The sequence below is a fragment of the Microbacterium sp. CCNWLW41 genome (assembly GCF_037083505.1).
Window position 1 is genome coordinate 1,045,234 of the sequence record NZ_JBAOJP010000001.1, and the last position, 26,249, is coordinate 1,071,482.

At 71.8% G+C, this 26,249-nt stretch carries 23 protein-coding genes; 18 read left to right on the forward strand and 5 right to left on the reverse strand.

Annotation, left to right across the window (positions count from 1 at the left end; translation table 11 throughout):
- Positions 1–181: 181 nt before the first annotated feature.
- The 8 genes from V6R91_RS04650 (at position 182) to V6R91_RS04685 (ending at position 13,911) form a co-directional block, all read left to right on the forward strand.
- Entirely contained in the window at positions 182–898 is a 717-nt protein-coding gene (locus V6R91_RS04650; RefSeq protein WP_336395042.1) for a GntR family transcriptional regulator, read from the forward strand.
- Between the two features lie 16 nt (positions 899–914).
- Positions 915–2,441 (forward strand): MmgE/PrpD family protein, encoded by a 1,527-nt coding sequence (locus V6R91_RS04655; RefSeq protein WP_336394414.1) that lies wholly within the window; start codon positions 915–917, stop codon positions 2,439–2,441.
- Positions 2,441–3,340, forward strand: a complete 900-nt coding sequence (gene prpB / locus V6R91_RS04660) for a methylisocitrate lyase (protein ID WP_336394415.1) — start codon at positions 2,441–2,443, stop codon at positions 3,338–3,340. Before V6R91_RS04655 ends, prpB begins: the two co-directional genes overlap by 1 nt.
- 14 nt (positions 3,341–3,354) lie before the next feature.
- Positions 3,355–4,545, forward strand: a complete 1,191-nt coding sequence (locus V6R91_RS04665) for a bifunctional 2-methylcitrate synthase/citrate synthase (protein ID WP_336394416.1) — start codon at positions 3,355–3,357, stop codon at positions 4,543–4,545.
- 4 nt (positions 4,546–4,549) lie between these two features.
- Positions 4,550–5,002, forward strand: coding sequence for a hotdog fold thioesterase (locus V6R91_RS04670; protein WP_336394417.1), 453 nt, complete (start codon positions 4,550–4,552; stop codon positions 5,000–5,002).
- Positions 5,003–5,080: 78 nt separating this feature from the next.
- A complete protein-coding gene (locus V6R91_RS04675; protein ID WP_336394418.1) occupies positions 5,081–6,259 on the forward strand; it encodes a thiolase family protein in 1,179 nt (392 codons plus the stop codon).
- Between the two features lie 320 nt (positions 6,260–6,579).
- Positions 6,580–12,297, forward strand: coding sequence for a pullulanase-type alpha-1,6-glucosidase (pulA, locus tag V6R91_RS04680; protein ID WP_336394419.1), 5,718 nt, complete (start codon positions 6,580–6,582; stop codon positions 12,295–12,297).
- A 174-nt stretch (positions 12,298–12,471) separates the two neighbouring features.
- A complete protein-coding gene (locus V6R91_RS04685) occupies positions 12,472–13,911 on the forward strand; it encodes an HNH endonuclease signature motif containing protein (protein ID WP_336394420.1) in 1,440 nt (479 codons plus the stop codon).
- Positions 13,912–14,085: 174 nt separating this feature from the next.
- Here V6R91_RS04685 and V6R91_RS04690 read toward each other — a convergent pair whose 3' ends face one another.
- Both V6R91_RS04690 and V6R91_RS04695 read right to left on the reverse strand, forming a co-directional pair.
- Complete coding sequence (locus tag V6R91_RS04690) at positions 14,086–14,517, reverse strand: hypothetical protein (protein WP_336394421.1); 432 nt, start codon at positions 14,515–14,517, stop codon at positions 14,086–14,088.
- 163 nt (positions 14,518–14,680) lie between these two features.
- Positions 14,681–14,860 carry a hypothetical protein gene (locus V6R91_RS04695; protein ID WP_336394422.1) on the reverse strand — a complete coding sequence of 60 codons (180 nt, stop codon included), beginning with the start codon at positions 14,858–14,860 and terminating at the stop codon, positions 14,681–14,683.
- 209 nt (positions 14,861–15,069) lie between these two features.
- Between V6R91_RS04695 and V6R91_RS04700 the strand changes: the two genes are divergently transcribed.
- Positions 15,070–15,426: a YciI family protein gene (locus tag V6R91_RS04700; protein WP_336394423.1), complete on the forward strand. Its 357-nt coding sequence runs from the start codon at positions 15,070–15,072 to the stop codon at positions 15,424–15,426.
- A 72-nt stretch (positions 15,427–15,498) separates the two neighbouring features.
- Here the strand turns inward: V6R91_RS04700 and V6R91_RS04705 are convergent, their stop codons facing one another.
- Positions 15,499–15,693 (reverse strand): hypothetical protein, encoded by a 195-nt coding sequence (locus V6R91_RS04705; RefSeq protein WP_336394424.1) that lies wholly within the window; start codon positions 15,691–15,693, stop codon positions 15,499–15,501.
- 84 nt (positions 15,694–15,777) lie between these two features.
- On the opposite strand from V6R91_RS04705, the gene V6R91_RS04710 reads away from it, so the two are divergent.
- The 3 genes from V6R91_RS04710 (at position 15,778) to V6R91_RS04720 (ending at position 18,734) form a co-directional block, all read left to right on the forward strand.
- Positions 15,778–16,941, forward strand: a complete 1,164-nt coding sequence (locus V6R91_RS04710; RefSeq protein WP_336394425.1) for an acyl-CoA dehydrogenase family protein — start codon at positions 15,778–15,780, stop codon at positions 16,939–16,941.
- Positions 16,942–16,979: 38 nt separating this feature from the next.
- Positions 16,980–17,879, forward strand: a complete 900-nt coding sequence (gene mmsB, locus V6R91_RS04715) for a 3-hydroxyisobutyrate dehydrogenase (protein ID WP_336394426.1) — start codon at positions 16,980–16,982, stop codon at positions 17,877–17,879.
- A gap of 78 nt (positions 17,880–17,957) precedes the next feature.
- Complete coding sequence (locus tag V6R91_RS04720; RefSeq protein ID WP_336394427.1) at positions 17,958–18,734, forward strand: enoyl-CoA hydratase; 777 nt, start codon at positions 17,958–17,960, stop codon at positions 18,732–18,734.
- A gap of 34 nt (positions 18,735–18,768) precedes the next feature.
- Here V6R91_RS04720 and V6R91_RS04725 read toward each other — a convergent pair whose 3' ends face one another.
- A complete protein-coding gene (locus V6R91_RS04725) occupies positions 18,769–19,305 on the reverse strand; it encodes a MarR family winged helix-turn-helix transcriptional regulator (RefSeq protein WP_336394428.1) in 537 nt (178 codons plus the stop codon).
- 178 nt (positions 19,306–19,483) lie between these two features.
- Here V6R91_RS04725 and V6R91_RS04730 point away from each other — a divergent pair, with 178 nt between their 5' ends.
- From V6R91_RS04730 to V6R91_RS04740, 3 genes are read left to right on the forward strand one after another with little or no spacing between them, the layout of a single operon-like run.
- Positions 19,484–20,260, forward strand: a complete 777-nt coding sequence (locus tag V6R91_RS04730) for an electron transfer flavoprotein subunit beta/FixA family protein (protein WP_336394429.1) — start codon at positions 19,484–19,486, stop codon at positions 20,258–20,260.
- A gap of 10 nt (positions 20,261–20,270) precedes the next feature.
- Positions 20,271–21,236 carry an electron transfer flavoprotein subunit alpha/FixB family protein gene (locus tag V6R91_RS04735; RefSeq protein WP_336394430.1) on the forward strand — a complete coding sequence of 322 codons (966 nt, stop codon included), beginning with the start codon at positions 20,271–20,273 and terminating at the stop codon, positions 21,234–21,236.
- Positions 21,237–21,242: 6 nt separating this feature from the next.
- The gene (locus V6R91_RS04740; protein ID WP_336394431.1) at positions 21,243–23,036 is read left to right on the forward strand and encodes a cytochrome b/b6 domain-containing protein; all 1,794 of its coding nucleotides are present in this window, start codon (positions 21,243–21,245) and stop codon (positions 23,034–23,036) included.
- A 66-nt stretch (positions 23,037–23,102) separates the two neighbouring features.
- Here the strand turns inward: V6R91_RS04740 and V6R91_RS04745 are convergent, their stop codons facing one another.
- Positions 23,103–23,261, reverse strand: coding sequence for a hypothetical protein (locus V6R91_RS04745; RefSeq protein ID WP_336394432.1), 159 nt, complete (start codon positions 23,259–23,261; stop codon positions 23,103–23,105).
- A gap of 140 nt (positions 23,262–23,401) precedes the next feature.
- Here V6R91_RS04745 and V6R91_RS04750 point away from each other — a divergent pair, with 140 nt between their 5' ends.
- From V6R91_RS04750 to V6R91_RS04760, 3 genes are read left to right on the forward strand one after another with little or no spacing between them, the layout of a single operon-like run.
- Complete coding sequence (locus V6R91_RS04750; RefSeq protein ID WP_336394433.1) at positions 23,402–24,667, forward strand: sensor histidine kinase; 1,266 nt, start codon at positions 23,402–23,404, stop codon at positions 24,665–24,667.
- Positions 24,655–25,362 (forward strand): response regulator transcription factor, encoded by a 708-nt coding sequence (locus V6R91_RS04755; RefSeq protein WP_336394434.1) that lies wholly within the window; start codon positions 24,655–24,657, stop codon positions 25,360–25,362. Before V6R91_RS04750 ends, V6R91_RS04755 begins: the two co-directional genes overlap by 13 nt.
- Positions 25,359–26,225 (forward strand): DUF4097 family beta strand repeat-containing protein, encoded by an 867-nt coding sequence (locus V6R91_RS04760; protein WP_336394435.1) that lies wholly within the window; start codon positions 25,359–25,361, stop codon positions 26,223–26,225. Before V6R91_RS04755 ends, V6R91_RS04760 begins: the two co-directional genes overlap by 4 nt.
- Positions 26,226–26,249: the final 24 nt, after the last annotated feature.

A 26,249-nucleotide genomic window follows, 5' to 3' on the forward strand; every position in this document is an offset into this window, starting at 1 on the left:
TCCTGAAGATTCCTCACGCTTTCCTCACGGTCGGCGCGAAGCCCGGGGGCTGCGGCGATGGGCCCCGCAGCGTCGAGCGTCGGGAAAATGTATACCTACGCCGCGCAGGGACCCGCTCCACTCGCACTGACGACGCCGAATGTATACACTGGCTGAGATGCAGGACGAGGAGGTGGTGCGAATGCGCGCGAGCGACCGCGCCTATGCGACCCTCCTCGACGAGATCCAGTCGGGCATGCTGCGTCCGGGCGCCGTCCTCGGTGAGGTCGAGCAGGCCGCGCGGCTCGGCGTGAGCCGCACCCCGCTGCGCGAAGCGCTCGGCCGCCTCGCGGCGGACGGCCTCGTCGCCCAGCAGTCTCCGCGGGTCACCGTGGTCACCGCGATCGACGCCGAAGACATCCGCGAGATCTTCGAGGTGCGCCGCGCCCTCGAGGAGTCGGCGGCCCGCCTCGCCGCCGAGCGCGGCGACGCCGCGGCCTTCGCCGACCTCGCCCGCGACTTCGCCCGCGTCGACCTTCCCGGCGACGGCGGCCGGTCCGGCGGCGCCGACGTGCGCGACGCCTACTACGCGCTGATCGCGCGCTTCGACCTCGCCCTGGACACCGCCGTCGCCAACGACTACCTCACCGCGGCGCTGCGCACCGTGCGCACCCACCTGGTGCGGGTGCGGCGCCTGGCGCGCGACAATCCCGGCCGGCTCGCGGCATCCGTCTCGGAGCACCGGCTCATCGCCTCGGCGATCGCGGCGCGCGACGCCGACCTCGCCGCGCACGCCACCCACGTGCACCTGCACAACGCGCTCACCAACATCCTCGATTCCCTCGACGCCTCGACGGGCTCCGCGGCCGAACCGGTCCCCGCGACCGCCTCGGCCGCCGGGCCCGGCGAAGGGCAGTGACACCGAAAGGCCGGCCATGACCGTGATCCACCACCTCCGCGTCCACCGCAGCGACGAGCACCTCGTGCGGGAAGGGCAGCTGGCCTGGCATATCGCCGAGGTCGCGGCCGACCCTGTCGAGGTCGACGCCGACGTCGTCGACATGATCATCAACCGCGTGATCGACAACGCGGCGGTGGCTGCGGCATCCCTCACCCGCGCCCCGGTGAGCGCTGCCCGCCAGCAGGCGCTCGACCACGCCGTGTCGGTCGGCGGCTCGGGGGCGACGGTGTTCGGCTGCGCCCTGGACCGCAAGACGAGCCCGGAGTGGGCGGCGTGGGCCAACGGGGTCGCGGTGCGCGAGCTGGACTACCACGACACGTTCCTCGCGGCCGACTACTCGCACCCCGGCGACAACATCCCGCCGATCGTCGCCGTCGCCCAGCACGTGGGCGCCGACGGCCGCGCGCTGGTGCGCGGGCTCGCGACCGGTTACGAGATCCAGATCGACCTCGTCCGTGCGATCTGCCTCCACAAGCACAAGATCGATCACGTCGCCCACCTCGGCCCGTCGGCCGCTGCCGGCATCGGCACGCTCCTCGGCCTCCCGGTCGAGACGATCTACCAGGCCGTCGGTCAGGCCCTGCACACCACGACCGCGACGCGCCAGTCGCGCAAGGGCGAGATCTCCACCTGGAAGGCGCACGCCCCGGCCTTCGCCGGCAAGATGGCGGTCGAGGCCGTCGACCGGGCGATGCGGGGCGAGACCTCTCCGAGCCCGATCTACGAGGGCGAGGACGGCGTGATCGCGTGGCTCCTGGACGGGCCGGATGCCACGTACGAGGTGCCGCTGCCGGGCGCGGGCGAGCCCAAGCGCGGCATCCTCGACTCGTACACGAAGGAGCACTCGGCCGAGTACCAGGCGCAGGCCTGGATCGATCTCGCGCGCAAGCTGCACGGCGAGCGTCCCGACCTCGCCGACCCGGCGAACGTCGAGTCGATCGTGCTGCACACCTCGCACCACACCCACTACGTCATCGGCTCCGGGGCGAACGACCCGCAGAAGTACGACCCGACCGCGTCCCGCGAGACGCTGGACCACTCGATCCCGTACATCTTCGCGGTCGCACTGCAGGACGGCGGCTGGCACCACGTCGACTCGTACACCCCCGGCCGCGCGGGCCGCGCCGACACCGTCGAGCTGTGGCAGAAGATCACGACCGCCGAGGACCCCGAGTGGACCCGCCGCTACCACTCCGACGACCCGAACGAGAAGGCCTTCGGCGGGCGCGTCGAGATCCGTCTCACCAGCGGCGAGACCGTCGTCGACGAGATCGCCGTGGCCGACGCCCACCCGCTCGGCGCGCGGCCGTTCGCGCGCGAGGACTACGTGCGCAAGTTCCGCACCCTCGCCGAGGGCGTGCTCGCCGCGGATGAGATCGAGCGATTCCTCGACCTGGCGCAGCGCCTGCCCGAGCTCACCCCCGAAGAGGTGCAGCAGCTCACGATCGTCGCCGACTTCGGGGTGCTCGCCGCCGCCCCGGCGCCGAAGGGGCTGTTCTGATGCTGTACTCCACCGTGCCGGCGCACGAGAAGCGGCGGCGGTTCCGGGAGCGGCTGGCAAGCGGGGAGCTGCTGCGGTTCCCCGGCGCCTTCAATCCGCTCAGCGCCCGGCTCATCGAGCGCAAGGGCTTCGAGGGCGTCTACATCTCGGGTGCCGTCCTCAGCGCCGACCTCGGGCTGCCCGACATCGGCCTGACGACGCTCACGGAGGTCGCCGGCCGTGGGCAGCAGATCGCCCGCATGACCGACCTGCCCGCGATCATCGACGCGGACACCGGGTTCGGCGAGCCGATGAACGTCGCCCGCACGATCCAGACGCTCGAGGATGCGGGCCTGGCCGGCACCCACATCGAGGACCAGATCAACCCGAAGCGCTGCGGCCACCTCGACGGCAAGGCCGTCGTCGACGAGGACACCGCGATCAAGCGCATCCGCGCCGCCGCCGACGCGCGCCGCGATCCGGACTTCCTCATCATGGCGCGCACCGACATCCGTGCGGTGGAGGGGCTGGATGCCGCGACCCGGCGTGCGAAGGCCCTCGTCGACGCCGGGGCCGACGCGATCTTCCCCGAGGCCATGCGCACCCTCGACGAGTTCGCCGCGATCCGCGCGGCGGTGGACGTGCCGATCCTGGCGAACATGACCGAGTTCGGGAAGTCCGAGCTGTTCTCGGTGGATCAGCTCCGCGACGTCGGGGTCAACATCGTGATCTGGCCCGTCTCGCTGCTGCGGATCGCGATGGGCGCGGCATCCCGCGCGCTCGATACGCTCTCAGACGAAGGGCACCTCACGTCCAGGCTCGACGAGATGCAGCACCGCGCCGACCTCTACGACCTCATCGACTACGAGCAGTACAACCAGTTCGACACCAGCGTCTTCAACTTCCAGATCGCCCGCTGAGGAGAGCACCAGTCATGACCGAACCCGACATCAAGAAGGGCCTCGCCGGCGTCGTCGTCGACTACACGGCGGTCTCGAAGGTGAACCCCGAGACGAACTCGCTGCTGTACCGGGGGTACCCCGTGCAGGAGCTGGCGGCCACCCAGCCGTTCGAAGCCGTCGCCTACCTGCTGTGGCACGGTGAGCTGCCCACCGACGTGCAGCTCGCGCAGCTGCGCGCGACCGAACGGGCCTACCGGCACCTGCCCGCCGACGTGCGCGCGGCGATCGACCTCGTGCCGATCGACGCGCACCCGATGGACGAGGTGCGCACCGCGGTCAGCCTCATCGGCGCGCGCGACCTCGCCGGCACCGGCTCGGTGCTCGAGGTGAGCGGCAGCGCCGAGGAGAACCTGGCGCGCAGCATCCGCCTGTTCGCCGTGCTTCCCGCGATCGTCGCCTATGGCCAGCGCCGCCGCCGGGGCCAGCAGCCGATCGCGCCGCGGGACGACCTGGACTACGCCGCGAACTTCCTCTGGATGACCTTCGGCGAGGAGGCCGACGAGGTCGTCGTCGACGCGTTCAACCGCTCGATGATCCTCTACGCCGAGCGCTCCTTCAACGCCTCGACGTTCACGGCGCGCGTCATCACCTCGACGCTCAGCGACCTGTACTCCGCGGTCGTGGGCGCCATCGGCGCCCTCAAGGGGCCGCTGCACGGCGGCGCCAACGAGGCCGTGCTCCACATCTTCGACGAGATCGGCGACGCCTCGAACGTCGGGCCGTGGCTCGACCAGGCGCTCGCCGAGAAGCGCAAGATCATGGGCTTCGGCCACCGCGTGTACAAGCGCGGCGACTCGCGCGTGCCCACGATGAAGGCCGCCCTCGACACGCTCGTCGAGCACTACGACCGGCCCGACGTGGCCGCCCTGTACGACGCGCTCGAGTCGCAGTTCGTCGAGCGCAAGGGCATCTACCCCAACCTCGACTACCCGTCGGGTCCGGCCTACAACCTGATGGGCTTCGACACGCTCACCTTCACGCCGCTGTTCGTCGCGGCGCGCGTCACCGGCTGGACCGCGCACATCACGGAGCAGCTGGCGTCGAACGCGCTCATCCGCCCGCTGTCGGAGTACAACGGTCCCGACGAGCGCCACATCGAGGGGTACGTTCCGGATGCCGCGACCCTCGAGGCCGCGAAGCGCGCAGAGGAGCCGGCGGGATGACCCCATGAGCCTGTGGCACGACCTCGAGGGCGTCGACCTCGCCGCCATGGCGCCAGGGACGCTCATCGAGCACCTCGGGATCGAGATCGTCGAGATCCGCGACGACGCGCTGGTGGGACGGATGCCGGTGGACCACCGCACCGTGCAGCCGGCGGGCGTGCTCCACGGCGGCGCCTCGGTCGCGCTCGCCGAGACACTCGCGTCGTGGGCCGGCCACCTCGCCGTGGACCGCGAGCGGTTCCACGTGGTGGGGATGGAGATCAACGCCAATCACCTGCGGCCGGTCTCAGGCGGTTCGGTGACGGCGACGGTGACGCCGATCAACGTCGGCCGCCGTGCGCACGTCTGGGAGATCCGGATCGTGGACGACGCAGGCAAGCTCGCGTGCATCTCGCGGTGCACGCTCGCGGTGATCGAGCAGCGTTCGACCTACGCGACCCCCGACGCCAGGGCCTGACCCGTCTGCCGCAGGGCGGAGCGGCCGCCGGTGCGCGGCATCCGTCGCCGTCTTAGGCTCGTTCTCAGGAGGACTCCCATGCCCGAAGCCGTCATCGTCGACGTCGTCCGCACCCCCTCGGGGCGCGGCAAGCCCGGGGGAGCGCTCAGCGCGGTGCATCCGGTCGACCTCGCGGCGGGCGTGCTGCGGTCGCTGCTCGAGCGCAACGGGCTCCAGTCGCGTCAGGTCGACGACGTGCTCATGGGCTGCGTGAGCCAGATCGGCGACCAGTCGATGAACATCGCGCGGCAGGCAGTCCTCGCCGCGGGCTTCGACGAGACGGTCCCGGCCGCCACGATCGACCGCCAGTGCGGATCGAGTCAGCAGGCCGCGCACTTCGCCGCGCAGGGCGTGATCGCCAGCGCCTACGACATCGTGATCGCCGCCGGCGTCGAGTCCATGAGCCGCGTGCCGCTCGGGTCGTCGCGCGCCGGCGGGAGCATCGCCGAGGGCCTCGCCCACCGCTATCCCGAGGGACTGGTGAACCAGGGCGTCTCGGCCGAGCTGATCGCGCAGAAGTGGGATCTCGACCGCGGGCAGCTGGACGCCTACGCCGCCGAGTCGCATCGACGGGCGGCGGATGCCTGGTCCCGCGGCGCCTTCGATTCCCAGGTGCTGCCCGTGCTCGCCGGCGGCGCGGACGCGGTGGCGTTCGACGAGACGGTGCGCCCGGGGACGACGGCGGAGGGGCTGGCAGGACTCGCTCCCGCCTTCCGCACCGACGCGCTCGCCGAGCGCTTCCCCGACCTCGACTGGCGGATCACGGCGGGCACGTCGTCGCCCCTCACGGACGCGGCATCCGCCGTCCTCATCATGAGCGCGGAGAGGGCGGTCGCACTCGGCCTGACGCCCCGCGCGCGCTTCCACGCGTTCGCCGTCGTCGGGGACGACCCGATGCTCATGCTCACGGGCCCGATCCCGGCGACACGCCGCATCCTCGACCGCACCGGACTGTCGATCGACGACCTCGACGCCTACGAGGTCAACGAGGCCTTCGCCTCGGTGCCGCTCGCGTGGCAGCGGGAGCTCGGCGCGGACCCTGCCCGCCTCAACCCGTGGGGCGGGGCCATCGCGCTCGGCCACGCCGTCGGCGCGTCGGGCACGCGACTGCTCGGCACGCTGGTCTCGTACCTCGAGGCGACCGGCGGCCGCTACGGCCTGCAGACGATGTGCGAGGGCGGCGGCATGGCCAACGCCACCGTCATCGAGCGGCTCTGACGCCGGCGGGTCGAGCCGCCCCGACGTCCCAGGCGAAACACCACGATTCGGACGAGACACCGCAACGCACCGTGGCGTCTCGTCGCGGACGTGGTGTTTGCCCGCTGCCTGCTGACCGCGGGACGGAAGCGCGCCGGACGGGGGCGCTGCAAGCGGTTGCGCGATGCGCGCGGGGCGGAGGCCGGGGAACGCGGCTAGCGCCAGATGAAAGGCTTCTCATTCTGTAAGCGCTTGCAACATCGGTGAATCCGCTGCTAGCGTCGGCCGCACACACTCCCCATCCGGCACGTCACCGTGCCATCGCCCCACCTGGAGCCTCCGTGTCGAAGACGACCTCCACCCGTGTCCGCCGCGCTGCCGCGACTCTTGCCGCCGCCGCCTTGATCGTCACCGGGGGAGTGGTCGCCGCAGCGCCCGCCGCCGCCGCCGACCGCACGTTCGCCCTCGTCGGCAGCCTGCAGTCCGAGCTCGGCTGCAGCGGGGACTGGCAGCCCGACTGTGCCGCGACCGAACTCGTCGCGACCGCGGACGCCGGCGTGTACGCGGCGGAGTTCGAGGTGCCCGCCGGCTCGTACGAGTACAAGGTCGCCGTGAACGACACGTGGGACGAGGCGTACGGCCGCGACGGCGAGAACATCCCGCTGACGATCGCGGGGCCGGCGACGCTCCGCTTCCTCTTCGACGACACCACCCACCGCGTCGGCCTCGAGGCGGTGACCCTCCGCGCCGGCTACACCGCCGACGACGACGCGCTGGTCGCCGCTCCGGTGCGGCAGCCGGGCAGCCAGGAGCAGTTCTACTTCGTCATGACGGACCGCTTCGCCAACGGCGACGCGTCGAACGACCAGGGCGGGCTCGAGGGCGACCGCCTCGCGACGGGCTTCGACCCGGCCGACAAGGGCTTCTTCCACGGCGGCGACATCGCGGGGCTGCGCGAGAACCTGGACTACATCGACGGCCTCGGCACGACGGCGATCTGGCTGACCCCCAGCTTCAAGAACCGTCCGGTGCAGGGTGAGGGCGCGAACGCCAGCGCGGGCTACCACGGCTACTGGATCACCGACTTCACGCAGATCGATCCGCACCTCGGCACCAACGCCGAGCTCGAGGCGCTCATCGCCGAAGCCCATGCCAAGGGCATCAAGGTCTACTTCGACATCATCACGAACCACACCGCCGACGTCATCTCGTACGCCGAAGGCCAGTACTCGTACGTCGACCAGGCCACCAGCCCGTACCGCGACGCGAGCGACGCCGCCTTCGACCCTGCGACCTACGCCGGCACCGGGTCATTCCCCGACCTCGACGCCGAGACGTCGTTCCCGTACACGCCGGTGATCGCTGCCGGCGACGAGTCCGCGAAGACGCCGGCGTGGCTCAACGACCCGACGCTGTACCACAACCGCGGCAATTCGACCTGGTCGGGCGAGTCCGTCACCTACGGCGACTTCGACGGCCTCGACGACCTCATGACCGAGCATCCGACCGTCGTGAGCGGGTTCGTCGAGGTGTACCAGGACTGGATCGACCTCGGCATCGACGGCTTCCGCATCGACACCGCCAAGCACGTGAACTTCGAGTTCTGGGAGCAGTGGACCGCCGAGGTGCTCGACTACGCCCGCGACGTCAAGGGCAAGAAGGACTTCTTCATGTTCGGCGAGGTGTACGACGCCGACCCGGTGAAGCTCGCGCCGTACGTCCGCGAGACCGACATGTCGAGCGTGCTCGACTTCACCTTCCAGTCCTCCGCTGTGAGCTTCGCCGCCGGCAACAGCGCCAAGGGCCTGCAGAGCCTCTACGCCGGTGACGACTGGTACACCACCCCCGACTCGTCGGCCACGGCCCTGCCGACCTTCCTCGGCAACCACGACATGGGCCGCGTCGGCTTCATGCTGCGCAACAGCGACAACGCGCTCGAACGCGACCTGCTGGCGCACGACCTGATGTTCCTCGGCCGAGGCCAGCCCGTCGTCTACTACGGCGACGAGCAGGGCTTCGTCGGCGCGGAGCCCGGCAACGACAAGAGCGCGCGGCAGTCGCTGTTCGCCTCGCAGGTCACCGAGTACCAGGACCAGAACCTGATCACGGGCGAGATCGCCGGAGCGGTCGACCGCTACGCCACCGATGCGCCGGTCTACGCGCACGTGGCCGAGCTCGCCGCACTGCGCGCGGCCCACCCCGCGCTCGTCACCGGCGCGCAGATCGAGCGCCACGCCGACAGCGGCGCGGGCGTCTACGCCTTCTCGCGCGTCGACCGCGACGACAAGGTCGAATACCTGGTCGCGCTCAACAACACGACGGCCGAGAAGACGGTCGCGCTGACCACGCTCACCCGGAGCACGGCCTTCGCGCCGGTCTACGGCACGACGACCGGGATCTCGACGGATGCCTCGGCCGCGGCATCCGTCACCGTCCCGGCGCTCTCGGCCGTGGTGTATCGCGCCGACGCGCCCGTCACGGCCCCCGAGGCGCCGCTCGCGGTCGCGGTCTCGGCACCGGCCGCCGGTGCGGGCGTCAGCGGCTCCACGCCGATCTCCGCCGACGTGGACGACGCGACCTGGACCGAGACGAGCTTCGCCTGGCGCGTGGTCGGCTCCGCCGAATGGCACGCGCTCGGCACCGCAGAGGATTCCGACCCCCGCGTCTTCCACACGGTGGAGGGGCTCGCGGACGGCACGCTCGTCGAGTACCGCGCCGTGACGACGGATGCCGCGGGCGGCCACGCCGCCGCGTCCACCTACGCCTCCGTGGGCGACCCGGTGACGCTGGAGCTCGCGGAGGAGCCGGAGTCGCCGATCTCGATGGTGACCGTCCCGGGCAGCCTCAATGACGAGATGGGGTGCGCCGGTGACTGGGCGCCCGCCTGCGAGGCCGCGAAGCTGACGCTGCGCGCCGACGGCATCTGGGCGGGCACGTTCGACCTTCCCGCCGGCGAATACGAGTACAAGGTCGCCATCGACGGCTCGTGGGCGATCAACTACGGCGCGAACGGTGTGCGCGACGGCTCGAACATCGCCATCGACCACCCCGGCGGTGAGATCACGTTCTACTTCGACCCGCGGTCGAACGTCGTCCAGTCGACGGCGGAGGGTCCGATCGTGACGGTGCCCGGCTCGTACCAGAGCGAAGCGGGGTGCGCCGGTGACTGGGCGCCCGACTGCCTCGCGAGCCTCATGGCCGACGGCGACAAGGACGGCGTCTACGAGCTCTCGGTCACGCTTCCGGCGGGCGCCTACGAGGCGAAGGTCGCCCACGGCATGAGCTGGAGCGAGAACTACGGCGTGGGCGGGGCGCCCGGCGGGTCGAACTACTCGTTCACCGCCGAGGAGGGATCACCCGTCGTCTTCCGGTACACCCTCGCGACGCACGTGCTCGACATCGGCGGCGAGGGCATCGCGGGTCTCGGTGAGGAGCGCGCGCACTGGATCGACGAGCGCACCATCGCCTGGCCGGCCGACCTCGGGGCCGACGTCGCGGCGACCTGGCAGCTGCACGCATCCCTGGACGCGACTCTCGCGCTGGAGGAGGACACGGTGGCCGGGGGCGACGCGATCGACCTGACCCGCATCGACGGCGGCCTCACCGACGAGCAGAAGGAGCGGTTCCCGGCGCTGGCGGAGTTCATCGCGCTGGAGGTGGCCGACGGGACGGATGCCGCAGCCCTGCTCCGCGGGCAGCTGATGGTGTCGCAGCGCGACGCCGACGGCGCGGTCCGCGCCTTCACCGGCGTGCAGATCCCCGGCGTCCTCGACGACCTCTACGCGGACGCCGTCGCCGACGTGGAGCTCGGTGTGTCGTTCGACGGCAAGAAGCCGACGTTCCGCCTGTGGGCGCCGACCGCGCAGGCCGCGACGCTGCTCACGTGGGACGCCGGCGCCGACGGCGACGCCGCACGTCACGAGGCGACGTGGGACGAGGCATCCGGAATCTGGACCGTCGAGGGCGGGAAGAAGCTCAAGGGCGACGAGTACCTGTGGGAGGTCGTCGTCTACGCGCCGACCACCGGGGCGATCGAGACCAACCAGGTCACCGACCCGTACTCCCTCGCGCTCACCCTGAACTCCGAGCGCTCCGTCGCCGTCGATCTCGATGACAAGTCGTGGCGGCCCAAGGCGTGGGAGAAGACGGAGGCTCCCGTCGTGGATCGCCCCGTCGACCGCGCGATCTACGAGCTGCACGTGCGCGACTTCTCGATCACCGATGAGTCGGTGCCCGAGGCCGAGCGCGGGACGTACACGGCGTTCACGCGCGACAGCGCGGGGACCGCGCAGCTGCGCGAGCTCGCGGACGCCGGCATCAACACCGTGCACCTGCTGCCCACGTTCGACATAGCGACCATCGAGGAGGACCGGTCGAAGCAGGCGGTGCCCGCCTGCGACCTGGCCTCGTTCGCGCCGGACGGCACGGAGCAGCAGGCGTGCATCGAGGCGGTCGTCGACGCCGACGGCTTCAACTGGGGCTACGACCCGTACCACTACACGGTGCCCGAGGGCTCCTACGCCACCGATCCAGACGGCGGTGCGCGCGTCGCCGAGTTCCGTTCGATGGTCGGCGCCCTCCACGGGATGGGTCTGCAGGTCGTGCTCGACCAGGTCTTCAACCACACCGCGCAGTCGGGCCAGGAGGCCAAGTCCGTCCTCGACCAGGTCGTGCCCGGCTACTACCACCGTCTCAACCCGGCCGGCGGCGTCGAGACCTCGACGTGCTGCCAGAACGTGGCGACCGAGCACGAGGTCGCGCAGAAGCTCATGGTCGACTCGGTCGTGACGTGGGCGCGTGACTACAAGGTCGACGGCTTCCGCTTCGACCTCATGGGCCACCACTCGAAGGCGAACATGCTCGCCATCCGCGATGCGCTCGACGAGCTGACGCTCGAGCGTGACGGCGTCGACGGCGAGGCGATCTACCTGTACGGCGAGGGCTGGAACTTCGGCGAGGTCGCGAACAACGCCCTGTTCGAGCAGGCCACCCAGGGTCAGCTCGGCGGCACCGGCATCGGCACGTTCTCCGACCGGCTGCGCGACGCCGTCCACGGCGGCAGCCCGGTCGACGGCGGCTCGAAGTTCTACCAGGGCTTCGGCACGGGTCTGGCCACCGACCCGAACGGCAGCGACCGGTCGGCGCCGGGCGACCCCTTCGCCGACCTCGCGCACAAGACCGACCTGGTGAAGCTGGGACTCGCGGGCAACCTGCGCGACTTCTCGTTCACCGCCTCCGACGGCACCGTGAAGGCCGGAGACGAGCTGGACTACAACGGCTCGCCCGCCGGGTACGCCGACCAGCCCGACGAGGTCATCACCTACGTCGACGCGCACGACAACGAGACGCTGTACGACCTCGGCGTGCTGAAGCTGCCGGCCGACACCCCGATGGCGGACCGCGTGCGCATGAACACCCTGTCGCTCGCGACCACCGCCTACTCCCAGACCCCGTCGTTCTGGCACGCCGGCACGGAGCTCCTCCGCTCGAAGTCGCTCGACCGCAACAGCTACAACTCGGGCGACTGGTTCAATCGCATCGACTGGACCGGCCAGGAGTCCACGTTCGGCTCGGGCCTGCCCCGCGAGGGCGACAACGGGAGCCACTGGGACGACCTCGCGCCGCTCCTGGCAGACCCCGCGAACAAGCCGGGTGCGTCCGACATCGCCGCGGCCGAGGCATCCGCCCTCGATCTGCTCCGCGTGCGCGAGCAGGTGGGTCTGCTGCGTCTCGGGTCCGCCGGCCTGATCGAGCAGAAGGTCTCGTTCCCGAACAGCGGGACGGATGCCGCTCCCGGCGTCATCGTCATGCTCATCGACGATCTGGTGGGCGACGACGTCGATCCCGCGCTGAAGGGTGCGCTCGTGGTGTTCAACGCGGGCACCGAGACCACGACGCAGACCATCTCGGAGCTCGAGGGTCGGCCGTTCTCGCTGGCGCCGGCGCTCGCCCAGGGTGCCGACCCCGTCGTGAAGACGACCACGTGGGATGCCGCCAGCGGCACGGTCACCGTCCCGGCCCGCACGGCGGTGGTGCTCGTCGAGACGCAGCGGCGCTGACTCACCGGCGCTCGCCCGTCACGTGGCGGGCGGGCGCCGGGAGCTCGTCCGTTGGGGGGTCAGCGCCTCCTCCACAGGGCGCCGGATCGCGTGCTCCAGACGCCCTTTCCACGGGTTCGAAAAACCTGTTGATCTGGGTGTTTCGATGTCGGAACCCCTGGCCACAATGGGGGTATGACGCAGTTCGCCGCAGCCCTCGCCGACCTCGGCGACGCGCTCGCCGGCGTGGTCGCCGCGGCGTTCGCCGCTGACGGGCTGCGCGCCTGTGACGACGGCGAGGTGCTGTCGGCGCTCGCGGCCGCGGCTCGGGTGCACCGCGGCGTCGAGGCCGTCATGGTCGAGGCCGTGGCGCAGCTGCAGGCGCGCGACGACCTTCGGCCCCACCCCGACCGGGCGACGACGCGGTACGGGTGCCGCAACCTCAGCGAGCTCGTGCAGCGGGCCACGCGCCTGTCGGGGCGCAGCGCGGCCGATCTCGCCGCCGCGGCCGGCGCGGTGCAGCGCAGCACCGCGCCGTCGACGGGAGAGCTGCTGCCTGCGACGTTCCCGTGCATGCGCGACGCGCTCGCGGCGGGGCAGGTGGGCGTCGATGCGGTCGTCGCGGTGGCCTCGGCGTTCCGTCGCGTCGGCGTGGGTCGGGTCGAGATGCTCGCCGCCGACGAAGAGCTCGCGGCCGCGGCAGCCGGTGCGGGGCCGGATGCCGCAGGCCCGGCCTCGGCCGACGAGCTGCGCGCGCTCGCACAGGTGTGGGCGGCCTACCTCGATCCCGATGGCGCTGAGCCCGTCGAGGCGAGGGCGCTGCGCAAGCGGGGACTCACGGTGGGGCGACGCGACGGTGACGGGCTGGTCCCGGTGCGCGGCAATCTCCTGCCCGAAGTCGCCGCGCAGCTGCGACTCGGGTTCGACAGCGTGCTGAACCCACGTGTGGACGCCGCGACCGGGATGGGCCCGTGCTTCACCGAGGCCGACGCCGACAGCGTCCACGACTCCGGCGCGCCGTCCGAGGATGCCGCCGATTCGCGCACCCGCACCCAGAAGCAGCACGATGCGCTGGCCGTGCTGCTGACGGCGGCCGTGGCATCCGGGGAACTGCCGATCCTCGGCGGCGCCGCACCGACACTGGTCGTGTCGGTGCGCGAACAAGACCTCGCGTCGGGGCGCGGGTATGCGCACCTCCCCGGTGACGACGAACCGGTCTCGATCGCCGCGGCCCGGCACATCGCCTGCGCGGGCGCGGTGCAGCGGGTCGTGCTCGGCGCGGCCGGCCGGATCGTGTCGCTCACGACGCTGGACCGCGTGTTCAACCATCACCAGCGCCGGGCGATCACCCTGCGTGACGGCGGATGCCTCATCCCCGGGTGTCAGGTGCCGCCGCAGTGGTGCGAAGTGCATCACGTCGAGGAGCATTCGCGGGGTGGGTCGACGCACACCGACAACGGAGTCCTGCTGTGCTGGTTCCACCATCGCACCATCGACTCCGGCGGGTGGCAGGTGGCGATGGTCGAGGGGGTGCCGTACGTGAAGGGCCCGTACTGGTGGGATGCCGAGGTGAAGTGGCGGCCGGCCACGAAGTCCCCGACCAGACAGCGAGATCAGATCGCGCTGCGCATCTGACCACGTCGCTGTCGGCAGTGATCGGATGCCGCCAACGCGTCGCGATCGGCGCTAACGTCGCGATCGGCGCGAACACCGCGAACGCCGTGAGTGCCGTGATGTCGGGGGCCGGTGCGTGCCGTGATGTCGGGGGCCGGTGCGTGCTGTCCGGCGGGCATGAGGGGGTCCGGACCGTTACGGGTCGGGCAGTCCGAGCTCGTACACCTCGTCGTAGTCCTGGTACGTCACCGTGACAGTGACGGGCCGGTCGATCACCGCTGGCGGCAGCCTGAACACGTGCGTCGTCGGTCCCATGTCCGCGGTGCAGGGGTTGTTCGGCGACGGTCCGAACTCGACCTCCACCTCGCCGCTGCCCCGCACCTGCGGTGCCGACGGGACCGGCGGACAGCTGCCGCTGCCCATCGTGATGATCGCGAACTCGTCGTCGTCGACCCAGCCTGCGGAGGGCTCGCCGGTGAGGGGGTCGGGCATCGGGCCCTCCCAGTCGTCGGGGATCCCACGAATCGTCTGGTCGGCGCCCGAGCCGGAGCACCCGGTCAGCGCGAGCAGTGCGAGCACGACGGCCGCGATCGGTGGCGCGGCGGCCCGCCGACCCGGCCGCGTCACAGGCCCAGCCGCACCAGCAGCGTCTCGCCGGCGCTGGAGATGATGTGCAGCTGCCACGGCGGTCATAGCCGCGAGCCTAGAGGTCGGCCGCGGTCGCCGTCACGCTTCCGCGAGTCCGAGCGCCGCACCTGACCGCCGTCGCGTCTGCCCCGGCCGCTCGCTGTCAGAGCGCGTCCACGACGGCTCCGCCGAACACCGCAACGGCCGCGAGCGCCACACCGGCCACGCCCAGCGCGGCGATGGCGAAGACCAGGATGTTCCCGCCGATCGTGAGGAGCAGGGCCGTGGTGCGCGAGAGCTCACGGCGACGGGGAACCGGGATCGACGAGGAGGTGAAGGCCATGATCCGACGCTACGGACGTGCACGCGCCGGCGCGTCCACCCACGGTCGCATCGTCCTCCGCCGGAGGGATGATCCCGGATGCCTCGCGCTCTGCGGCCCGCGCGGCGCAACGGAAGAAGGCTTTGCGACGAAGTGTCGACCTCGGCCGATCCCGGACGACGCCCGGAGTGAGGTTGGCATCGGCCCGCCCGCAACGGAAGGATCACACCATGAAGTACATGATGTTCGTCGTCTCCTCGCTCGAGCCGGACACCGAGCCCGACCAGTCCGACGTCGACCTGTGGGTCGACCCGCTCGACGCCAGCGGCAAGCGGATCATCGGCGAGGTGCTTGCCCCGGTGTCCGACTCCACCGTGGTCAAGGTGCGCGGCGGCAAGGTGCTCACCGCGCGCGGGCCCTTCGCCGAGACGACCGAGGTGATCCTCGGCTTCGACATCCTCGAGGTCGACGACCTCGACGAGGCGATCGAGATCGCGTCGAAGCACCCGATGGCCCGCAACGGCCAGATCGAGCTGCGCCCGTTCATGCAGTGGCCCGACGGGGACAGCGCCGCCGCGGGCGACTGAGACCCGGCATCCGAGAGCAAGGAAGGGTGGGCCCCGCGGGACGGGGGCCCACCCTTCCGGCCGCTCGGCGCGTCAGCCGCGCAGCGAAGCGATCTCGAACAGCGTCGTCGTGCCCGACACCGAGAAGTCGAGGTTGTGGATGTAGGTGACGAAGTGGGATGCCGCGGGCTCGGTCACATCGAACACCGCGATGCCGCCGATCCGCTCGAAGCCGATGAACGCGTACGTGCGACCGCAGGTCCACCTAGCAGATACAAGGACGTCCATGTAAAATCAGCACAGTGCTGATGTCGGCACGATCGCACTGATCAGGATGCCTCACGAGGGCGTCGCTGCATCACTGAAGGAGCAATGGTGTCCACGATCACCCCTCTCACGCCCGCCCTCACGACCGAGGAGCGCGAAGCGATCCTCGAGGCCGTCCGCGAATTCGCCGAGACGCAGCTCGCGCCGCACGCCCTGGAGTGGGACGCGCAGTCGCACTTCCCCCGCGAGACGCTGGGCCGGGGCGGCGAGCTCGGACTCGGCGGCATCTACGTCCGCGAGGACATCGGCGGCTCGGGCCTGTCGCGCTCGGACGCCGCGGCCATCTTCGAGGAGCTCGCCCAGGGCGACACCGCGATCGCCGCGTACATCTCCATCCACAACATGGTGGCGTGGATGATCGACACCTACGGCACCGAGGCGCAGCGCACCGAGTGGCTGCCGCTCCTCACGTCCATGTCGGGCTTCGGCAGCTACTGCCTCACCGAGCCGGGTGCGGGATCGGATGCCGCGGCCATCACGACGAGCGCGATCCGCGACGGCGACGAGTTCGTGCTGACCGGCGTCAAGCAGTTCATCTCGGGCGGGGGCGAGGCATCCGTCTACATCGTCATGGCACGCACCGGCGAGCCGGGTGCCCGCGGGATCACGGCGTTCCTCGTGCCCGCCGGCACCGCCGGCCTGTCGTTCGGCGCGATCGAGCACAAGATGGGGTGGAACGCGCAGCCCACGCGGCAGGTGATCCTCGACGAGGTGCGCGTGCCCGCGGCGAATGTCCTCGGCGGCGAGGGTCAGGGGTTCAAGATCGCGATGTCGGCCCTGGACGGCGGCCGCGTCAACATCGCGGCGTGCTCGCTCGGCGGCGCGCAGTGGGCCCTCGACCGCGCCGTCGCCTACGTGCAGGAGCGGTTCACGTTCGGCGAGCCGCTGGCCGAGAAGCAGGCCGTGGTCTTCGCGCTCGCCGACATGGCCACCGAGCTCCGTGCCGCACGGGCCCTCGTGCGCGACGCGGCGGCGGCGCTGGACGCGAAGGCACCCGACGCGTCGATGCAGTGCGCGATGGCCAAGCGATTCGCCACCGACGCCGGCTTCACCGTCGCGAACCAGGCCCTGCAGCTGCACGGCGGGTACGGATACCTTCACGACTACGGCATCGAGAAGGTGGTGCGCGACCTGCGCGTGCACCAGATCCTCGAGGGCACGAACGAGATCATGCGCGTGATCATCGGCCGCCAGCTGCTCGCGCACTGACGCCCCCTCGATCCCACGCACCGACGAAGAGGTCCGACATGAAGATCGCATTCCTGGGGCTCGGCCACATGGGCCTGCCCATGGCGAAGAACCTCGCCGCGACCGGTCACGAGGTGGTCGGCTTCGACGTCGCCCCTGCCGCGGTCGCCGCGGCGGGTGAGGCCGGACTCGCCACGGCCGATTCGGGGACGGATGCCGCCACCGGCGCCGACGTCGTCATCACGATGTTCCAGACCGGCGCGCAGGTGCTCGGCGCCTACCGGGGCGCGGGCGGCGGGCCGGGACTGCTGGAGGTCGCGGCATCCGGCGCGCTCTTCATCGACTGCTCGACGATCGCCGTCGACGAGGCCCGCGCCGCGCACACGCTCGCCGAGGAGGCCGGGCGCCGGTCGCTGGACGCGCCGGTGTCGGGCGGCGTCGTGGGCGCCGAGAACGCCACGCTCGCCTTCATGGTGGGCGGCACCGATGAGGACTTCGAGGCCGCGCGGCCGCTGCTGGAGGCGATGGGGCGGCGGGTCGTGCACTGCGGCGGCGCGGGCCTCGGGCAGGCGGCCAAGGTGTGCAACAACATGATCCTCGCAGTGTCGCAGATCGCGGTCGCCGAGGCGTTCGTGCTGGGGGAGCGGCTCGGGCTCTCGCACCAGGCGCTGTTCGACGTCGCGTCCAACGCGTCGGGGCAGTGCTGGGCGCTGACCACGAACTGCCCGGTGCCCGGCCCTGTGCCCACGAGCCCTGCCAACCGCGACTACCAGCCGGGGTTCGCCGGGGCGTTGATGAACAAGGACCTCGGCCTCGCCGAGCATGCCATCGCCGCCACCGGCGTGGACGCGCGCATGGGCATGCTCGCCCGCGAGATCTACCAGGCCTTCGCCGCCGGCGACGGCGCAGGGCAGGACTTCTCCGGCATCATCAACACCATCCGCGCCGAGTCCGCCTGACGACCGGGCCGCCTCCGCCCCGATCGCCACGCGCCGGACTCTGGTGGAATGTTCACGACCCTCGACGAAAGCGGAGCGATGACCGAATACGAGACGATCCTGGTCGAGACGCGCGGACGCGTCGGTTGGATCACCCTCAACAGGCCGGACGCGCTCAACGCGCTCAACACGCAGGTCTGCCGCGACGTCGTCGCCGCGGCAGCCGCCTTCGACGCCGACGAGCACATCGGGGCGATCGTCGTCACGGGCTCGGAGCGCGCCTTCGCGGCGGGGGCGGACATCAAAGAGATGGAGTCGAAGTCCGGGCTGGAGATGGTCATGACCGACCACTTCGGCGGATGGGCCGACTTCGCGAAGGTGCGCACCCCGGTGATCGCCGCCGTCTCGGGCTACGCGCTCGGCGGCGGGTGCGAGCTGGCCATGATGTGCGACATCATCCTCGCCGCCGACACAGCGAAGTTCGGCCAGCCCGAGATCAACCTCGGCGTGATCCCCGGCATGGGCGGCTCGCAGCGGCTCGTGCGGGCGGTCGGGTACTACAAGGCCGCCGAGCTCATCCTCACGGGCCGGATGATGGATGCCGCCGAGGCCGAGCGCTCGGGACTCGTCTCACGCGTCGTCCCGGCGGCCGAACTGCGGGACGAGGCGCAGAAGACCGCGGAGTCGATCGCCGCGAAGAGCCTGCCGTCGCTGTACGCCGCGAAAGCCGTGCTCGACGCCGCGCTGGAGTCGTCCCTCGCCGAGGGCCTGCGCCTCGAGCGCCACGTGTTCGCCGGCCTCTTCGACACCGCCGACCAGAAGGAGGGCATGGCCGCCTTCCGCGAGAAGCGTGCCCCCGACTTCCACGGCCGCTGAGCCGAGCGGCGGTGCGGCGGGGGCCCGACGGCGACTAGAGGGGCTCCGGCTGCGGCCGCGGGTCGGTGAAGTCGCCGGCGTCCTTGCGGAAGCGCGCGATGATGCGCACCAGCTCGGTCGTGTCGTCGTCGGAGAGGCCCGGGCTCTCGAACACCTCGGTGTTCAGGGCCGTGGTCGCGCGCTCGACGAGCTCGCGCCCGGAGTCCGTGAGCACCAGCATCGCCGCCCTGCCGTCGTCGGGATGCGGCTCGCGCGACACCAGGCCGTCGCGTGCGAGCCGGTCGACCGTGTTCGTCACGCTCGTCGGGTGCACCTGCAGGCGCGCGATCGCGCTGGCCATCGGCATCCGTCCCTCCCGCGTGAAGCCGAGCAGTCGCAGCATCTCGTACCGTGCGAACGACAGGCCGAACGGCTTCAGCGTGGCGTCGATGCGCGCGAACAGCAGCTGCTGAGCCCGGATGATCGACGTGACGGCGGTCATGCCCGCGGCCGCCGGCTCCCAGCCGTGGGCGATCCACTGACGCTTGGCCTCGGCGATCGGATCGACCGGAAGGCGCTTGGGTGCTGCCATGACGACCTCCTGGATCCACCGTACCGGGCGGCGTCCGGACGGGCGTGCGCGCCGGCCGGGCGACGGCGTCTATGTATACACACAGCGGTCGTCCGCCCGGTCCGACCGGGCGCCCGTCCCTGGATTGGGTACATTCCAGGCCGCGCCATAGACTCGTGCCCAGCGTGAGGAGATCGTCATGAAGATCGTCGTCCTGGTCAAGGAAGTCCCGGATACGTACGGGGATCGGAAGCTGTCGCTGGAGACGGGGCTGGCTGATCGGGAGGCATCCGATCGGGTGCTGGACGAGATCGGCGAGCGGGCACTCGAGGTGGCGCTGTCGTACGCCGACAAGACGCCCGGGACCGAGGTCGTGGTGGTGTCGATGGCGTCGCAGGCGGCGTCGGCGACGGTGCGCAAGGGTTTGGCGATGGGGGCGGCGTCGGCGGTGCAGGTGATCGACGACGCACTGCTCGGTGCCGACATGGGGCTCACGGCGGAGGTGCTGGCGGCGGTGCTGCAGCGCACCGGGTTCGACCTGGTGATCGCGGGCAACCAGTCCACGGACGGCTCGGGCGGGGTGGTGCCGTCGATGATCGCGGAGATCCTCGACGTGCCCAGCGCCACGTACCTGAACTCGGTGGAGATCGGTGCGGACGCGGTGTCGGGCACGCGGGCCTCCGACGGTGCGACGAAGCAGGTGGTGGCACCGCTCCCGGCGGTGATCTCGATCACCGAGGCGCTTCCGGACGCGCGCTTCCCGAACTTCAAGGGCATCATGGCGGCCAAGAAGAAGCCGTTCGAGACGCTGTCGCTGGCCGAGCTGGAGATCGACGCGCACGACCCCGACGCGTCTCGCTCGATCGTGATCGCGCTGAGCGAGAAGCCGCCGCGCGAGGCGGGCGTGAAGATCGTCGACGAGGGCGACGCGGGCGAGAAGCTCGCGGAGTTCCTCATCCAGAACCGGCTGGCGTGAGGTGCGTGTGATGACGTTTGCAGATGACTCCATCGTGGTCCTCCTGGACACCACCCCGTCGGGCGGGCTGGCCAAGTCCGCCGCGGAGGTGCTGGGGGCTGCCGCCTCGGTGGGCACGCCGGTCGCGGTGGTGGTGGGCGATGCGGCGCTGGCGGCGGATGCCGCGGCTCTCGGCGCGGCGCACGTGCTGGTCGCCCCTCCCGGTGAGGGGCTGACCGTTCCGGTCGTGGACGCATTGACGGCGGCGGCGGATCTGGTCCGCCCGGACGCGGTCCTGGTGTCGCACTCGATCGAGGGCCGCGATGTCGCGGGTCGGTACGCGGCCCGCACCCGGTCGGGCATCGCGGTGGACGCGGTCGGTGTCTCGCGGGACGCGGAGGGCGTGGTCGCGCACCACTCCGTGTACGGCGGTGCGTACAACGTGGAATCCGCGGTGACGTGGGGTGCGCCGGTGATCACGATCCGGCAGGGATCGGTGGATGCCCGCGCCGACGCGGTCGACGGTGTCGAGGCGGAGCCGCTCGAGGTGCGTGCCTCCGGCCGGAAGGCGGCGACGGTCACGTCGGTCGATCAGGCGGTGGTGTCGTCGTCGCGTCCGGAGCTGCGCGGCGCGGTGAAGGTCGTCTCCGGCGGGCGCGGTCTCGGATCGGGGGAGAAGTTCGCCCTGGTCGAGCAGCTCGCCGACACGCTGGGCGCGGCGGTGGGCGCGTCGCGCGCCGCGGTGGACGCCGGGTATGTGCCGCAGACGTATCAGGTCGGGCAGACCGGGGTGTCGGTGTCGCCGCAGCTGTATGTCGCGCTCGGGATCTCCGGCGCGATCCAGCACAAGGCGGGGATGCAGACGGCGAAGACGATCGTCGCGATCAACAAGGACGCGGATGCCCCGATCTTCGAGATCGCCGATTTCGGGGTGGTCGGCGACGTGTTCCAGGTCGTGCCGCAGCTGATCTCCGCGCTCGAGGCGAAGAAGGCGTAACCCGGGATGGCCACGTACGGTTCTGCGGTGCGGCGCGGGCTGCCCAGGGTGCCCGGCGGTGAGCCGTGGCCGCCCGCCGGCGACGCTCCGGTCCCCAACGGGGACGGCAGGGGCGAGGCCGTCCCGTCGCTCACGGCCCAAGCCGTCTCGGTCGCCGTGTCATCGTCGGCTGCCGCGACCGAGTCCGCTCCCGCCCCGCCCGCCGAGCCTGCCGAAACGGCCGCGAGCCCCTCGGCCGGCGTGCAGACCGGTGGGACGAGCTCCGTGGCCGACGGGACGAGCTCCGTGGTCGGTGGCGGGGAACGCGCGATCCGCCGCGGTCTGCCGCGCGTCCCGGGCGGCGAGCCCTGGCCGCCGGCATCCGTCGTCGCCGCTGCGGCGGCTCCCGTCGCTCCCGCTGCGGCGGCTCCCGCCGCTCCCGTCGCCGCCGCTCCTGCGGCCGCCCCGGCGGCCGCGACCCCCGTCGACGAAGCACCCGAAGCGCGCGACGTCGCCGCCTCCGCTGCGGCGGTGGCGCAGCCACCGGCGGTGGCCGCTGACGGGGCGAAGCCGCTGCGTCGCGGACTGCCGCGTGTGGCCGGCGGCGAGCCGTGGCCGCCGGCAGGTCTCGCGCCCGCCGCCCGGGCCGCCACCGCCGGAGCACCCGACGCCGAGGGCGCCGTCGCGGCGCCGGTCGAGGCATCCGTCGACACGCCGAGGCCCGTCGAGGCGCCGACGCTGCCCGAGACCCCGGTGGCGGCATCCGTCGTCCCGGCTGTCCCAACCGCGGCGGTGACGCCCAGCGGGGTGCCGCTGTCGCAGCCGCTGCCGTTCACGAGGACGGTGTGGGAGGGCGCGGCCGCGCGCACCCGCCCGGCGTCCCGGGTCGAGCCGCAGCGGATCGGCCCCTTCACGAAACTGCAGTGGGCGGGGGCGGTGGTCGTCGGCGGTGCCGGGCTGCTGTTCGCGGCGGCGCTGGCGGTCGCGCTGGTGCGGTTCCTGCTGTCGACGCCGTGGGGGATGGACTTCCTCGCGGTGTACCCGGGCGAGTACCACCTGCCCGAGGGCGCGCCGGTCGGGTTCCCGGCGTGGCTGGGGTGGCAGCACTTCTTCAACGTGTTCCTGATGGTGCTGATCATCCGCACCGGCCTGCAGGTGCGCACCGAGAAGCGGCCGAGCGTGTTCTGGTCGCCGCGCAGCAACAACCGCCGCAAGATCAGCCTGAACCTGTGGTTCCACCAGTCGCTGGACATCCTGTGGCTGGTCAACGGCGTGATCTTCGTGGTGCTGCTGTTCCTCACCGGGCAGTGGATGCGGATCGTGCCGACGTCGTGGGAGGTGTTCCCCAACGCGGTCTCGGCGGGCCTGCAGTACGTGTCGCTGGACTGGCCCACCGAGAACGGCTGGGTGAACTACAACGCGCTGCAGCAGCTGGCGTACTTCGTCACGGTGTTCCTGGCCGCGCCGCTGGCCGCGATCACCGGGGTGCGGATGTCGGGGGTGTGGCCGAAGAACGCCACCGGGCTCAACAAGGCGTACCCGGTGGAGTGGGCCCGCGCGGTGCACTTCCCGGTGATGCTGTACTTCGTGGCGTTCATCGCGGTGCACGTGTTCCTGGTGTTCGCGACCGGGGCGCTGCGCAACCTGAACCACATGTACGCCGCGCAGGGCTCGACCGACCCGAACGCGTACGCCGACAATTGGACCGGGTTCTGGTTCTTCGCCGCCTCGCTCGTCGTCATCGCCGCCGCGTGGATCACCGCCCGCCCGCTCGTGCTCGCCCCCATCGCCCGCCTCTTCGGCAAGGTGAGCGGCCGCTGACGCACGCCTGACGGTCGGGCGCTCGCGCGCCCGCAGCCGTTGGACCGAGCGCCCGTCGCGGCCCGGTCAGGGCTCGACGACGAGGCCGGCGAGATCGGCCAGTCCGGGCGCCATGAGCTGCAGCTGCTCGGGCGAGATCGTGGCACCGCGCAGTCCCGCCATGCCGACGACCTGGCCGAGGTCGGCTCCTCGCAGATCGACGTCCCTAGCCCGCGATCCCGACACGCCACGTCCCGATGGCGGGGGCCGTTCCCATCCTGGGTCACCAGCCCGCCCGAGGGCGGCCCGGCCTGGGGGATAACCCGAACCGAGGTCTCCGGCTTCCTCTGGCGCGCCGCGCGCCCCGCGCGCCTACCGTAAGGGGCATGACCTCCTCGGACACTTCCCACTCCCGCCCGGTGACGCGGCCGGCCCAGGTGGCGGGCGCGATCGCGCAGCTCGCCGCACTCGGCGTCATCGGCGCCGCGGTGTTCTCGCTCCTCTTCTCGATGCTCGGCCTCGGCATCGGGCTGCTGTTCGTCCTCGGCGTCGGCCTGCTGGTGCTCTTCGCGCTCGTCTACGTGCTGTACGCCGTCGGCTGGCTCGAGACGCAGCGCGTCGACGGGCTCTACCGGTTCGGGCTCGCGGCACCCCGGCCCCGGTCGAGCGGCCGGCCCGGCTTCGGCGGCTTCCTCCGCACGGTGTGGCTGCAGGCGATCGACCTCTCCACGTGGCGCGCGATCGCGAACCTCGCGATCGCGACGATCCTCGGCTGGGTCGTGGTCGCCCTCGCGGGGCTGCTCGTGTCGGGCGTCGTGCTGGCCTTCGCGCCGCTCTTCGCGGATGCCAGTGCCGTGCGCCTCGCACGCACCGGCATCGACGTGCCGCTCTCGTGGGCGCTGCCGGTCGGCATCCTCGCGGTGCTCGTCTCCGCCGCCGGCCTCGTCGGGCTGGGCGTCCTCCACGGCGTCATCTCGCGCGCCGTCATGGTGCCCTCGCGCGAGGCCCAGCTCGCGGCCGCCGCGCGCGCCTCGAGCCTGCAGCACGCCGGTGCCGTGCGCGCCGCCGACGTGGAGCGCACGCGCATCGAACGCGACCTTCACGACGGGGTGCAGCCTCGGCTGGTGTCCGTCGGCATGACGCTCGGACTGGCGCAGCAGAAGATCGACGCCGACCCCGAGGCCGCGAAGGCGCTGATCAGCGAGGCCCACACCTCGACGAAGGCCGCCATCACCGAGCTGCGGCAGCTCGCCCGCGGCATCCACACCTCGGTCCTCGACGATCGGGGCCTCGACGCCGCACTGTCGGCGCTGGTCGCCCGGTCGGTGGTCCCCGTGCACACCGACGTGCGACTCGACGGCCGCTGCAGTCGCGACACCGAGGCGGCGGCGTACTTCGTGATCGCCGAGGCGCTGACGAACGCCGCCAAGCACTCCCGGGCCACCGAAGTCCGTGTCGTGGTGCGGCTGCGCGAGCCGGGGGTCCTGTGGGCGCGCGTCGAGGACAACGGCGTCGGCGGCGCGCGCGTCGTCCCCGGCGGCGGTCTGGACGGCATCGTCAACCGCGTCCTCGCCGCGGGCGGCGAAGCCCGCATCGACAGCCCCGCCGGCGGCCCGACCAGCGTGGAGGTGAGCATCCCGTGCGCATCCTGATCGTCGAAGACTCCGCGCTGCTGCGCGCCGGCCTCGTGCGCGTGCTCGAGGACGCCGGCCACGAGGTGGCCGCCGCGCTCCCCGACGCCTCGCACCTCGACGAGACGGTCGACCGGACCGCCCCCGAGCTGTGCATCCTCGACGTGCGGCTTCCGCCGACCTGGACCGACGAAGGCATCCGCGCCGCGCTGTCGCTGCGTGCGCGGCTTCCCGAGCTGGCGGTCCTCGTGCTGTCGCAGTACGTGGAGGAGCGCTACGCCGCAGACCTCATCTCGTCCAGCGGCGGCGCGCTCGGCTACCTCCTCAAGGACCGCGTCGCCGACGTGACCGAGTTCCTCGAGGCGATCGACCGCATCGGGTCCGGGGCCACCGTGCTTGACCCCGAGGTCGTCGCGCAGCTGCTCAGCCGCAGGAAGCGGGATGAGCGGATGCTGCGGCTCACCGAGCGCGAGTCCTCCGTGCTCGCCCTGATCGCGGAGGGCCGCTCCAACCAGGCCATCGCCAAGACACTCCACGTCAGCGAGGGCAGCGTCGAGAAGCACATCACCGCGGTCTTCCAGAAGCTGGACCTCGAACCCGACGAATCGGGCAACCGCCGCGTCCTCGCGGCGCTCGCCCACCTCGAGCACGGCGGCACCACGCCGCCCGGCATCACACCAGGCGGCCGCGCGCCGCAGACAGGAACGAACCGATGAGCACCACCATGACCCCGCCTCCTCCGCCCTCCTCCGCCGTCCCGGATCGGCCCGCCGATGCGCCGCCGCCCTCCAGCGGGTCGCGCGTCGTCGCGATCGTGCTGATCGTGTTCGGGGGACTGGTGCTCCTCGGCGCGATGATCTCGGCGGCCGTGGGCACGATCGCCTCGGCGTCCGTGTCCACCTCGACCCGCACGGTCGACGTCGCGGATGTCGACCAGCTCGACGTGGACGCCGCCGCCGGCACGCTCCAGGTGGAGTTCACCGACGTCGCCGAGGCCGAGCTCGAGGTCACGAGCTCGTGGGGCGCCGACGTGTGGCGGTTCGAGCGTCAGGGCGACACCCTCGAGGTCGCGTCCCCCGACCGGTTCGGCTGGTTCGGCTGGGGCGGGTGGTTCGGCGACCAGCGGACGGATGCCGTGCTGCGCCTGCCTGTCGCACTCGAGGGCCTCGACGCCGACGTCTCGCTGTCGGCCGGTGAGTTCGTCACCGACGGCGAGTTCGGTGCGCTGGACATCTCACTGGCCGCCGGGTCGTTCGACGTGACGGGCTCGGCCGAGACGCTGACGGCGGACATGAGTGCCGGCCGGGGCAACCTCGAGCTCGAGGACGTCGGCACGGCCGTGCTGACGGTGAGCGCCGGCTCCATGGAGGCCCGGCTGACCGGCAGCCGCCCCGACTCGATCGACATGGACGTGAGCGCCGGATCGCTGCGGCTCACCGTCCCCGAGGGCGACTACGACGTGACCTCCGACGTGTCCGCCGGCGGGTTCGACAACGACCTCGGCTCGACGCCGGGTGCCGCCAGCACGATCACCGTCCAGGTCTCGGCGGGCGAGGTCGTGCTCCGGTCCGAGGGCTGAGCCCCGACCGCCCGACCCGCCGCC